The organism is Hydrogenophaga sp. ZJX-1 (assembly GCF_048590325.1).
In the GTDB taxonomy this organism is placed as follows: Bacteria; Pseudomonadota; Gammaproteobacteria; order Burkholderiales; family Burkholderiaceae_C; genus Hydrogenophaga.
The window spans coordinates 499,560-511,307 of the sequence record NZ_JBMBRA010000003.1; the positions used below are offsets into that span (position 1 = coordinate 499,560).

At 64.5% G+C, this 11,748-nt stretch carries 9 protein-coding genes; 8 read left to right on the top strand and 1 reads right to left on the bottom strand.

Features of this window, described 5'->3' with window-relative positions; translation table 11 throughout:
- Window positions 1–6: 6 nt before the first annotated feature.
- Window positions 7–1,377, bottom strand: a complete 1,371-nt coding sequence (gene ffh, locus ACN5W5_RS11210) for a signal recognition particle protein (RefSeq protein ID WP_420048597.1) — start codon at window positions 1,375–1,377, stop codon at window positions 7–9.
- 177 nt (window positions 1,378–1,554) lie between these two features.
- Between ffh and ACN5W5_RS11215 the strand changes: the two genes are divergently transcribed.
- From ACN5W5_RS11215 to ACN5W5_RS11250, 8 genes are all read left to right on the top strand, one after another.
- On the top strand, window positions 1,555–2,355 hold the full coding sequence (locus ACN5W5_RS11215; RefSeq protein WP_420048598.1) for a cytochrome C assembly family protein: 801 nt from the start codon (window positions 1,555–1,557) through the stop codon (window positions 2,353–2,355).
- 12 nt (window positions 2,356–2,367) lie between these two features.
- Window positions 2,368–2,607 carry a PP0621 family protein gene (locus tag ACN5W5_RS11220; RefSeq protein WP_420048599.1) on the top strand — a complete coding sequence of 80 codons (240 nt, stop codon included), beginning with the start codon at window positions 2,368–2,370 and terminating at the stop codon, window positions 2,605–2,607.
- Window positions 2,608–2,637: 30 nt separating this feature from the next.
- Window positions 2,638–4,434 carry a sensor histidine kinase gene (locus tag ACN5W5_RS11225; RefSeq protein ID WP_420048600.1) on the top strand — a complete coding sequence of 599 codons (1,797 nt, stop codon included), beginning with the start codon at window positions 2,638–2,640 and terminating at the stop codon, window positions 4,432–4,434.
- A 16-nt stretch (window positions 4,435–4,450) separates the two neighbouring features.
- Window positions 4,451–5,926: a sigma-54-dependent transcriptional regulator gene (locus ACN5W5_RS11230; RefSeq protein WP_420048601.1), complete on the top strand. Its 1,476-nt coding sequence runs from the start codon at window positions 4,451–4,453 to the stop codon at window positions 5,924–5,926.
- Window positions 5,916–6,539, top strand: coding sequence for a 1,6-anhydro-N-acetylmuramyl-L-alanine amidase AmpD (gene ampD, locus ACN5W5_RS11235; RefSeq protein WP_420048602.1), 624 nt, complete (start codon window positions 5,916–5,918; stop codon window positions 6,537–6,539). Before ACN5W5_RS11230 ends, ampD begins: the two co-directional genes overlap by 11 nt.
- 480 nt (window positions 6,540–7,019) lie before the next feature.
- Window positions 7,020–9,884 (top strand): ribonucleoside-diphosphate reductase subunit alpha, encoded by a 2,865-nt coding sequence (locus ACN5W5_RS11240; RefSeq protein WP_420048741.1) that lies wholly within the window; start codon window positions 7,020–7,022, stop codon window positions 9,882–9,884.
- Between the two features lie 143 nt (window positions 9,885–10,027).
- Complete coding sequence (locus tag ACN5W5_RS11245) at window positions 10,028–11,191, top strand: ribonucleotide-diphosphate reductase subunit beta (protein WP_420048603.1); 1,164 nt, start codon at window positions 10,028–10,030, stop codon at window positions 11,189–11,191.
- 218 nt (window positions 11,192–11,409) lie between these two features.
- Window positions 11,410–11,748 (top strand): hypothetical protein (locus tag ACN5W5_RS11250; protein ID WP_420048742.1); only part of this gene is annotated, 339 nt, incomplete at its 3' end.

Sequence of the window (11,748 nt, forward strand, 5' to 3'; positions counted from 1 at the left end):
CTTCGGTCAACCCATGCCGGGCATCTTGGGCATGCCTTTCATGCCACCCATGCGCTTCATCATCTTCATGAGGCCGCCGCCCTTCATCTTTTTCATCATGCCCTGCATCTGCTCGAACTCCTTGAGCAGGCGGTTGACTTCCTGCACCTGCACGCCGGCACCGGCGGCGATGCGGCGCTTGCGCGTGGCCTTGATGAGCTCGGGCCTGCTGCGCTCCCTGAGCGTCATGCTACAGATGATGCCTTCCTTGCGCTTGATGTCCTTTTCAGCGCGGTCCATGTCCACCTGACCGGCCTTGGCGGTCATGGCGCTGGGCAGCTTGTCCATCAGGCTGGAAAGCCCACCCATCTGTTTCATCTGGCGGATCTGGTCGAGAAAATCGTTGAGGTCAAAGCCCTCGCCGCTCTTGACCTTGGCGGCCAGCTTCTGCGCCGCGGCCATGTCCACGCCGGCCGTGACCTGCTCGACCAGGGCCAGGATGTCGCCCATGCCCAGAATCCGGCCAGCGTGACGCTCGGCGTCGAACACCTCCAGGCCGTCGATCTTTTCGGACACACCGGCGAACTTGATCGGCACGCCGGTGACGCTGCGCACCGACAACGCCGCGCCGCCGCGCGAATCGCCGTCGAGCTTGGTGAGGATGATGCCGGTCAGCGGCAGCGCCACGCTAAAGGCCTTGGCGGTGTTGATCGCGTCCTGGCCCTGCATGGCGTCCACCACGAAGAGCGTTTCCACCGGGTTGAGCACCGCGTGCAGTTCCTGGATCTCGCGCATCAGCGCTTCGTCGATCGCCAGGCGGCCTGCCGTGTCGACCAGCAGCACGTCAAAATAATGGCGGCGCGCGTAGTCGATGGCGGCGCGCGCGATGTCCACCGGTTTCTGGTCGGGCGTGCTCGGGAACCACTCGGCGCCGGCCTGCGCGGTCACGGTCTTCAGCTGTTCGATGGCCGCCGGGCGGTAGACGTCACCCGACACGGTGAGCACTTTCTTCTTGCGCTTCTCGATCAGGTGTTTCGCCAGCTTGGCGGTGGTCGTCGTTTTACCGGCACCCTGCAGGCCGGCCATCAGGATCACCGCCGGCGGCTGGGCCGCGAGGTTGATGTCCGCCACGCCCTCACCCATGGTGGCGGCCAGTTCGCGGTTGACAATGCCCACCAGCGCCTGCCCCGGCGAGAGCGAACCGATCACCTCCTGGCCCAGCGCTTTTTCTTTCACGCGGGCGATGAAGTCGCGCACCACCGGCAGCGCCACGTCGGCTTCCAGCAAGGCCATGCGCACCTCGCGCAACATGTCGGCGACATTGCCTTCTGTGATGCGGGCCTGGCCGCGCATTTCCTTGACGATGCGTGAGAGGCGGTCTGAGAGGGCTGATGCCATGGTGTGCTCGGGTGTGCTGGTGGGCGCCGGGAGGTGCGACGACGGGTCGGGCGGGAGGCCCGCGCGACCCGGATGGACTGGCCGGTGCCCGGCGAACTCGGTCGGGGCAAGACCGTTAAACTGTGCAGATGATTTTAGCCGTGCCTTGTGGCGCCTGCTGCGTACCGCGCTGAACCAATGAACCTGTTGCCCACCCTGTCGACGAACCCGCCCGCCGCCCTGCTGTCCGCGGTGGCGGCGCTGTCGTACGCCGTGCTGGCCTGGGCCCACCCGCGCCTGACGACAGCGCAGACACGCGGCGTGCTGGCCATTGCCTGGCTGCTGCACCTGCTCGTGCTCGCATCGGGCCTGCTTGAACACCCGCCCCGCTTTGGCTTCGCGCCCGCGCTCTCGGTCACCGCCTGGCTGGTCCTGACGGTGTATCTCGTGGAGACACGGCTGTATCCCCAGATGCGCGCACGCTGGACGCTGGCCGTGCTGGGCACCGTGGCGGTCCTGCTGGCCCTGGTGTTCCCCGGCTCGCCCTACCCGGCCCTGCGATCGAGCTGGTTGCCGCTGCACTGGGCGCTGGGCATCGCTTCCTACGGACTCATCGCCGCGGCCGTGGTGCACGCCTGGATGATGCAGCGGGCAGAGAAATCCATGCGGCTGGGCGCCTCGGCCGACTCCACCCTGCCACTGCTGACCCTGGAACGGCTGACCTTCCGCTTCGTGGCGGCGGGTTTTGCGCTGCTGAGCGCCACCCTGCTGGCCGGCTGGTGGTTCTCGGGCACGCTCAACCACGGCTGGGTCTGGGACCACAAGACCGCCTTCTCGGTGCTGTCCTGGCTGACCATGGGCATTTTGCTGGTCGGCCGCTGGCGGCTGGGCTGGCGGGGCCGCACCGCGGTGCGCACCCTCTACGTCGGCGCAGGCTTTCTGCTGCTCGGGTACGTCGGCTCCCGCTTCGTGCTCGAAGTCGTTCTGCAGCGAGTCTGAGGACCCCACCCCATGAAATTTCTGCTCGTACTGGCGGTGGTCCTGGTGGCATTCTGGGTCTGGCGCAACAACCGCTCGCAGGAGCTTGACCGCGGCCAAGCCCCGGCGCCCCGAAAACCCCTCCCGCCCGTGGCCATGGTGGCCTGCCTGCAATGTGGCGCGCACCTGCCCGAGAACGAGGCCATCAAAGGCCCGCGAGGAGCCTACTGCTGCGCCGAACACCGCGCGCAGCACGAGCGCCAGGGCAGCTGATCCGGGCCTGTGCGTCAGGCAAGAACACCCATGGCCCAGGACCACAACCCCAGTTTCGCGCCCTCCTGGTTCTCCACCTTTGAGGACCACGGATCGCTGGGGCGCGAACAGCGGCGCCACGCCTTCGAGCGCCTGTGGCGCGCCTTCATGCGGGCCAGGGCCTTCATTGCCGCTGTCTTGCTGGCGTTGCAGGTGTTCGAGCTGCTCAACCACAGCGGCGGCCCGAACTGGCTGGTGCTGGTCAGCGCCCTGCACCTCACGGCCGCGCTGGCCGTGATGTTCTGGTGGCCGGTGGACAACCCCGAAAAAGCGGGAGGCCTGCAGTGGCCACTGACCATTGGTGTCGACCTGCTGGTGTTCGGCCTGCTGCAGTTCTTCCAGCAAGGCGGCCTCAATTACACGCCCCTGTTTGCCCTGCCGGTGCTGCTGGCCGCGGTGCTGGGTTCGATGACACTGGCGCTCGCCACCGCTGCGAGCGTCACGCTGTTCCTGCTCGGTGAAGCGGCCGCAAGTGCGGCATTGCTGAGCGACGTCTCCGCCTCGCGCTTCCTGCAAGCGGGTCTGACGGGCACCGGATTCTTCCTCGTGGCCCTGCTGGCCAACCAGCTCGCCGTGAGGCTGGCGCGGGAAGAAGTGCTGGCCCAGAGCAGCCAGGCCGCCGCCCGCGCGCAGGCCCAGGTCAACGAGCTGGTGATCGAGAGCCTGAGCGAAGGCGTGCTGGTGGTCGACCCGCACGGCGTGGTGCGCAACGCCAATCCGGCGGCCAAGTCCATGCTCATGGGCGAGCACTACCCGCACGCCGCCAAGCTGCTGCTGTCGGCACGCCACGGGTGGGAAGGGCTGTCCCATCTGGTGAACGAAAGCTTCGCGCTCGGGCAACCCATGCAGTCCGAGGTTCGCATCGACATCGACGAATTCACCTCGCACCGGTTTTTCGCCCGCACCCGGCTCACACGCACCCAGGGCGAAGGGCACGCCGCACTGTGCGTGCTGTTCCTGGAAGACCTGCGTGAAGTCGAGGCCCGCGTGCGCACCGAAAAGCTGGCCTCCATGGGCCGCATGTCGGCGGCTGTGGCGCACGAAATCCGCAACCCGCTGTCGGCCATCACACAGGCCAACGCGCTGCTCGACGAAGAGGTGGTGGAACCCGGACAGAAGCGGCTCACCCGCATGATCGAGCAGAACGCCCAGCGGCTCTCGCGCATCGTGGACGACATCCTCAATGTGGCGCGTGTCCAACCCCACCAGGACGGGGCGTACGCGGCGGCGCTGCCACTGGATCCGACCGTGCGCCAGATCACGCACGAATGGAACCGTCAGAACCAGATCCAAGGCATCCTCGGCGTGCACCTGCACGCGCCACAAGCCCATGTGGGCTTCGACCCCGAGCACCTGCGGCGCCTGTTGATCAACCTGCTGGACAACGCCCTGCGCCACGCCAGTGGCAAGCCCTCGTCCATCCGCGTCATCACGCAGCCCGGCGGCACAGACCGCGTGCGCCTGTCGGTCTGGAGCGATGGCGCGCCGCTGGAGGCCAGCGTGTTGCGCCACCTGTTCGAGCCCTTCTTTTCTTCGGAGAGCCGCTCCAGCGGCCTGGGTCTGTACATCTGCCGGGAGCTGTGCGAGCGCTACGGGGCGCAGATCGCCTACCAGCGCAGCAGGCTCGACCAGCGTGAAGGCAACGAGTTTTTCGTGCTCCTGCCCGGCGCAACAACGGGCAACCAGCCCGCTCAGCAAAGCCTGGCCTACCCCATGGGCGACTCGGTGCCCGGCCTGACCCGCCCTGGTCTCTCCCAGGCGGACCCGCCGTCACTGTCCACGCTGTGACCCCCAAGACCGATCGATGACAGCACCCACACCCACGTCCATCCTGGTCGTCGACGACGAGCCGGACCTGCGCACCCTCTACGAGTTGACGCTGCTGCGCGAGGGCCATGAAGTGGTGTCCGCCCCCGACCTCACCCAGGCCCGCGAGTGGCTGGCGCAACGTCACTTTGACGTGCTGATCACCGACATGCGACTGCCCGACGGTCTGGGGCTGGAGCTGCTGCGCGAACTGGGTGCCGATCAGCGCACCGAAAAGAGCATCGTCATCACCGCCTACGGCTCGGCCGAGAACGCGGTCGAAGCGCTCAAGACCGGCGCCTTCGACTACCTCACCAAACCGGTGGACCTCAAGCAGCTGCGCACCGCGGTAACGTCCGCGCTGCAAAGCCAGCGGTACCCGTCCGCGATGCGACCGCCTTCGGGCAACGCCATCCCGCGCAGCGCCCCGCCGCCACCGGCCGGCGTCCAGGCCCTGGAACGTATCGTCGGCACCTCGGGCTGCATGGTGCAGATCCGCAGCCGCATCGAAAAAGTGGCGACCAGCATGGCGCCCGTGCTCATCCTGGGCGAATCGGGCACCGGCAAGGAACTGGTGGCGCGCGCGGTGCACGAATGCAGCCACCGGGCCAGTGGCCCCTTCGTCGCGGTCAATTGCGGCGCGATCCCTGAAAACCTGATCGAAGCCGAATTCTTCGGTGCCCGCAAGGGTGCCTTCACGGGCGCTACCCATGACCGCGAAGGCTATTTCCTGGCGGCCAAGGGCGGCACCCTGTTCCTCGACGAAATCGGCGACCTGCCGCTCCAGATGCAGGCCAAGCTGCTGCGCGTGATACAGGAGCGTCGCGTGCGCCCGCTCGGCGGCGTGCAGGAAGAAGCGGTGGACGTTCGCCTGGTCAGCGCCACGCACCGCGATCTGGCCGCACTCGTCAAAAGTGGCGAGTTCCGGCAAGACCTGTTCTACCGGCTGAATGTGATCTGCCTGCGCACACCCGCCCTGCGCGAACGGCGCGAAGACCTGTCCGAACTGGCCCACGCCCTGCTGCAGCGCATCTGCAGCGAATCGGGCCAGCCGGTGCCCGAATTGTCCGGCACGGCTTTGGCCTGGCTGCAGGCCTGCGAGTTGCCCGGCAACGTGCGTGAACTGGAAAACCTGCTGCAACGAGCGCTGGCACTCAGCAGCGGTGCGGTGCTGCAGGCTGACGATTTCGGTGACACAAGCGACACGGCGATGCGTCCTGAGAGCCCGTCAACAGCAGCCGCGTTCGCGGTGCCAGCCCCGGAACCGGAACCGGAACCGGCAGCGGGCATACCGCCCGACCTGCAGACCTACCTGGACGAGCAGGAGCGCCAGGTCTTGCTCAAGGCGCTGAAGGAAACCGACTTCAACCGCACCGCCGCCGCGGCCCGCCTGGGCCTGAACCTGCGCCAGATGCGTTACCGCATCCAGCGGCTGGGCATTGCCACCCCGGCAGACGGTGACGATGACGCCTGAATCCGGCGATCTGCCCGTGTCACCACCCGACTGGGACGGCGGCTGGTTCACCGCCGCCCGGCGCAGTGCATCGCCCAATTTCGGCCCGCGCCCCGAGGGCGCGCGGATCGACCTCATCGTGATCCACTCCATCAGCCTGCCACCTGGCGTTTACGGTGGACCAGAAGTGGAACAGCTCTTCACCAACCAGCTCGACTGGGACGCCCACCCCTACTTCCAGCAGATCCGCGGCATGGAAGTCTCGGCCCATTTTTTCATCCGCCGTGATGGCGAGCTGGTGCAGTTTGTCGATGCCGACGCACGCGCCTGGCACGCTGGCAGTTCCTGCTGGCGCGGCCGCAGCAACTGCAACGACGACTCCATCGGGATCGAACTGGAAGGCCTGGAAGGCGGACCCTTCACCAGCGCGCAATACGACGGCCTGGCCCGTTTGTGCACCAGCCTCGGCCTGCGCTACCCGATCGCCCACATCGCTGGCCACGAACACATCGCACCCGGCCGCAAACAAGACCCCGGCAGCGGGTTCGACTGGACCCGGCTGCGACAAAGTCTGGGCTGGGCCCATGCGTGTTTCCCCAACGACACGCCACCGGCCACCCACGCGGTCACCTGAACGGCGCAGGGCCGGAACACGGGCGTTGGACACAGCGTTCCATTGGCGCCGCTTTCAACGGTAAAGCCACCGGAAGACCGCATCGATGCTTCAAAGGAAATTCGACAGCGAGGCCCATCGAGCCACCACCGGACGTACGTTGCCGTTGCCACGGCCCAGATGGTCCAACGCTTTTTTGTTTGTCGAAATCTGCTTGGCGAGGCAGTCGTAATTTTTTCACAAACACTACCGGTAGTGGCTTGAAGAGCCGCCACACACCAGATATAGTGTGCCCTGCGCGTTGCGGTCGCCCGGTCACATGGCTTGAAAGCATCCCATGACATGCTTGCGCAGATCCGGTCAAGCCATCGGATCTGCCCTGGACCCGGCCTCCCCACCCCGCTGCCATCCGACACCGCGTGCCTTCGCCGCCGACACAAAACAAACGAAAGAGGAACCATGCTGACAGCCCAATCCCCCACATCCGCCACCGCGTCCACGATGCATGCCGCTGGTGCCACCAGCGTTGCCATGCCCGACAGCGCCAGCTCGGTTTTTGCCCAGTACCAGATCATCCGCCGCAATGGCGCGGTCGTGCCTTTTGAGCCGAGCAAGATTGCGGTGGCGCTGATGAAGGCCTTTCTGGCGGTGCACGGCACCCAGGGCGCGGCCTCGGCCAGCGTACGCGAAACGGTGGATGCCCTGACGCAGAACGTGGTGCGTGCCCTGATGCGCTCGCGCCCGGGCGGAGGCACCTTCCATATTGAAGACGTGCAGGACCAGGTCGAACTCGGCCTGATGCGCAGCGGCCACCACGAAGTGGCCCGCGCCTACGTGCTGTATCGCGAGCGCCGCACACAGGAGCGCGCCCACCAGGCCGAGCAAGCCAAACCCGCCGAAGCCCTGCTGCACGTGACGGACGGCGGTCAGCGTGTGCCGCTGGACCTGAACCGTCTGCAGTTTCTGATCGAAGACGCTTGCAAGGGCCTGGGCAAAGACGTCAAGGCCGATCCCATCGTCGCCGAGACCAAGCGCAACCTGTACGACGGCGTGCCGATCGAAGAGGTCTACAAGGCCTCCATCCTGGCCGCCCGCACCCTGATCGAAAAAGACCCGGACTACACCTACGCCACCGCGCGCCTGCTGCTGCACACCATCGTCAAGGAAGTGATTGGCGAAGAAGTGCCGTCCAGCGAGATGGGCGCGCGCTACGCCGACTACTTCCCGCAGTTCATCAAAAAGGGCGTGCAGAACGAACTGCTAGACGAGAAGCTGCAGCAGTTCGACCTCGCCCGCCTGGGCGCCGCGCTCAAACCCGAGCGTGACCTGCAGTTCGACTACCTCGGTCTGCAGACGCTGTATGACCGCTACTTCCTGCACGTGCGCAAGACTCGCATCGAGCTGCCGCAGGCCTTCTTCATGCGCGTGGCCATGGGCCTGGCGTTGAACGAGATCGACCGCGAAGCCCGCGCCATCGAGTTCTACGAGGTGCTGTCCTCGTTCGACTTCATGTCGTCCACGCCCACGCTGTTCAACGCCGGCACCCGCCGCTCGCAACTCTCCAGCTGCTACCTGACCACCGTGCCCGACGACCTGGACGGCATCTACGAGTCGATCAAGGAAAACGCACTGCTGTCCAAGTTCGCCGGCGGCCTGGGCAACGACTGGACGCGCGTGCGTGCACTCGGCGCCCACATCAAGGGCACCAACGGCGAGTCGCAAGGCGTCGTACCCTTCCTGAAAGTGGTCAACGACACCGCCGTGGCGGTGAACCAGGGTGGCAAGCGCAAGGGCGCGGTCTGCACCTACCTGGAGACCTGGCACCTGGACATCGAAGAATTCCTGGAGCTGCGCAAGAACACCGGCGACGACCGCCGCCGCACCCACGACATGAACACGGCGAACTGGATTCCCGACCTGTTCATGAAGCGCGTGATGGAAAAGGGTGAGTGGAGCCTGTTCTCGCCCAACGACGTGCCCGACCTGCACGACCTGTTTGGTGCCGATTTTGAAAAGGCCTACGTCGCCTACGAAGAGAAGGCCGCCCGCGGCGAGATCAAGCCCTACCGCAAGCTGGCCGCCACCGACATGTGGCGCAAGATGCTGTCGATGCTGTTCGAGACCGGCCACCCCTGGATCACCTTCAAGGATGCCTGCAACGTCCGCTCACCGCAGCAACACGCCGGCGTGGTGCACAGCTCCAACCTCTGCACCGAGATCACGCTCAACACCAGCGACACCGAAACCGCGGTCTGCAACCTGGGTTCGGTCAACCTGCTCAACCACATCAAGCGCACCGACGACGGCGCCAAGGTGCTCGACCACGACAAGCTGCAGGTCACCATCAAGACCGCGATGCGCATGCTCGACAACGTGATCGACATCAACTACTACGCCGTCAAAAAGGCGCGCGACTCCAACATGCGCCACCGTCCGGTCGGGCTCGGCATCATGGGCTTCCAGGATGCGCTCTACGAACTGCGCATCCCCTACGCCTCCAACGAGGCGGTGGAGTTCGCCGACCGCTCGATGGAAGCGGTCTGTTACCACGCCTACTGGGCCTCCACCGAACTGGCCCGCGAGCGCGGCCGTTACGCCAGCTACAAAGGCTCGTTGTGGGACCAGGGCATCCTGCCACCCGACACGCTGGACCTGCTGGCGCACGAGCGCGGTGGTTATGTGGACGTGGACCGCAGCAGCAGCCTGGACTGGGACGCGCTGCGCCAGAAGATCGCCGCCGATGGCATGCGCAACTCCAACTGTGTGGCGATCGCGCCGACCGCGACCATCTCCAACATCATCGGCGTCGACGCGTCCATCGAGCCCTGCTTCGGCAACCTCTCGGTCAAGTCCAACCTGTCGGGTGAGTTCACCGTCATCAACGGCTACCTGGTGAAAGACCTGAAGCGGCTGGGCCTGTGGGACGACGTGATGGTCATGGACCTCAAACACTTCGACGGCTCGCTGCGCTCCATCGACCGCGTGCCGCAAGAAGTGAAGGCGCTCTACGCCACCGCCTTCGAAGTGGAACCGCTGTGGCTGGTGGAAGCCGCCGCGCGGCGCCAGAAGTGGATCGACCAAGCGCAAAGTCTGAACATCTACATGGCTGGCGCATCGGGCAAAAAGCTCGACGACACCTACAAGCTCGCGTGGTTGCGAGGTCTCAAGACCACCTACTACCTGCGCACCACATCGGCCACACAGGCCGAAAAATCCACCGGTCGCACCGGTCAGCTCAACGCGGTCTCGGTGCACGGCAACGATGCTTCGATGAGCGCAACTGCGGCGACTGCGGTGGCTGTTGAACCTGCGACCGACATCAAGTTTTGCGCGATCGATGACCCCGGTTGCGAAGCCTGCCAATGACCTTTGCATGTGTTGTGTGTGCGTGTTGTGGTGTTGAACGTCGCGCATTCGATGCGACACCGCAACACAAAACATTCATCACACGCATGAGTCCTTTGCATTTCATGCAGACACTTCGATAATCCACCGAATTGGACACACCTATGTTGACCTGGGACGATCAAGTTACGCCCTCCTCGAAGCCCGCACCGATTCCCCTGCCACCTCACATGCCGGGTGTGCAAGCGTCACTGTCCTCCGCGACAAATCCCTCCCCCGCTTTCGCTGCACCCAAGGCCACGCCGAGCGCACACCGCGTCAATGCGGCCGACAAGCGCATCATCAACGGCAAGACCGACGTCAACCAGCTGGTGCCGTTCAAATACAAGTGGGCCTGGGAAAAATACCTCGCCACTTGCGCCAACCACTGGATGCCGCAGGAAGTGAACATGAGCCGCGACATCGCGCTCTGGAAAGATCCGAACGGCCTGACCGAAGACGAGCGCCGCATCGTCAAGCGCAACCTCGGCTTCTTCACCACTGCCGATTCGCTGGCTGCCAACAACATCGTGCTCGGTACCTACCGCCACATCACCGCGCCCGAGTGCCGCCAGTTCCTGCTGCGCCAGGCCTTTGAAGAAGCGATCCACACGCACGCTTACCAGTACATCGTGGAGTCGCTGGGTCTGGACGAATCCGAGATCTTCAACGCCTACAACGAAGTGCAGTCGATCCGCGACAAGGATGAGTTCCTGATCCCCTTCATCGAAGCGATCATGGACCCGGCCTTCGTCACCGGTTCGCCGGAAAACGACCAGACCCTGCTGAAAAGCCTGATCGTCTTCGCGTGCCTGATGGAAGGCCTGTTCTTCTATGTTGGCTTCACACAGATCCTGGCGCTGGGTCGCCAGAACAAAATGACCGGCGCCGCCGAGCAGTACCAGTACATCCTGCGCGACGAGTCCATGCATTGCAACTTCGGCATCGATCTGATCAACGCGATCAAGATGGAAAACCCGATGCTCTGGACGGCTGAGTTCAAGGCCGAGATCAAGTCGCTCTTCATGAAAGCGGTTGAACTGGAGTACCGCTACGCCGAAGACACCATGCCGCGCGGTGTGCTCGGCCTCAACGCGTCCATGTTCAAAGGCTATCTGCGCTACATCGCCAACCGGCGCGCCACACAGATCGGTCTGGAACCGATGTTCCCGAACGAAGAAAACCCGTTCCCCTGGATGAGCGAAATGATCGACCTCAAAAAGGAACGCAATTTCTTCGAAACCCGCGTGATCGAATACCAGTCTGGCGGAGCGCTCTCCTGGGACTGACACAGTCACCACCCGGGGCCGCAACCATTCATCACATGTTTTTTGAACATTCAGAACCCTGCTCCCTGCGCCCTGGCGTTGGGGCCAGGGTTTTGTCACAGGATTCAACGCCTTGGGGTCAGCCGTGGATGCATCCGCACGACCCCAGGGCCTTGAATCACTTCATCGGCACAAAGACCGACTGAAGTGCTCTTTGCAACTTGATCAAGGAGAAAACAATGGCAACTGCGAAAAAAGCCCCGGCCAAAAAGGCCGCTCCGGCAACGAAAGCCGCTCCGGCTAAAAAGGCCGCTCCGGCCAAGAAAGCCGCTGTGAAGAAGGCAGCCCCAGCGAAGAAGGCCGCTCCGGCCAAGAAAGCTGCACCGGCCAAAAAAGCCGTCGTGAAAAAGGCAGCCCCAGCGAAGAAGGCCGCTCCGGCCAAGAAAGCTGCACCGGCCAAAAAAGCCGTCGTGAAAAAGGCAGCCCCAGCGAAGAAGGCCGCTCCGGCCAAGAAAGCTGCACCGGCCAAAAAAGCCGTCGTGAAAAAGGCAGCCCCAGCGAAGAAGGCCGCTCCGGCC

What these genes read in the sequence shown, in the direction of transcription:
- ACN5W5_RS11225 (WP_420048600.1), top strand. Translation starts at nt 2,638, where the DNA reads ATGGCCCAGGACCACAACCCCAGTTTCGCGCCCTCCTGGTTCTCCACC.
- ACN5W5_RS11215 (WP_420048598.1), top strand. Translation starts at nt 1,555, where the DNA reads ATGAACCTGTTGCCCACCCTGTCGACGAACCCGCCCGCCGCCCTGCTG.
- ACN5W5_RS11230 (WP_420048601.1), top strand. Translation starts at nt 4,451, where the DNA reads ATGACAGCACCCACACCCACGTCCATCCTGGTCGTCGACGACGAGCCG.
- ampD (WP_420048602.1), top strand. Translation starts at nt 5,916, where the DNA reads ATGACGCCTGAATCCGGCGATCTGCCCGTGTCACCACCCGACTGGGAC.
- ACN5W5_RS11245 (WP_420048603.1), top strand. Translation starts at nt 10,028, where the DNA reads ATGTTGACCTGGGACGATCAAGTTACGCCCTCCTCGAAGCCCGCACCG.
- ACN5W5_RS11220 (WP_420048599.1), top strand. Translation starts at nt 2,368, where the DNA reads ATGAAATTTCTGCTCGTACTGGCGGTGGTCCTGGTGGCATTCTGGGTC.
- ffh (WP_420048597.1), bottom strand. Translation starts at nt 1,377, where the DNA reads ATGGCATCAGCCCTCTCAGACCGCCTCTCACGCATCGTCAAGGAAATG.
- ACN5W5_RS11240 (WP_420048741.1), top strand. Translation starts at nt 7,020, where the DNA reads ATGCATGCCGCTGGTGCCACCAGCGTTGCCATGCCCGACAGCGCCAGC.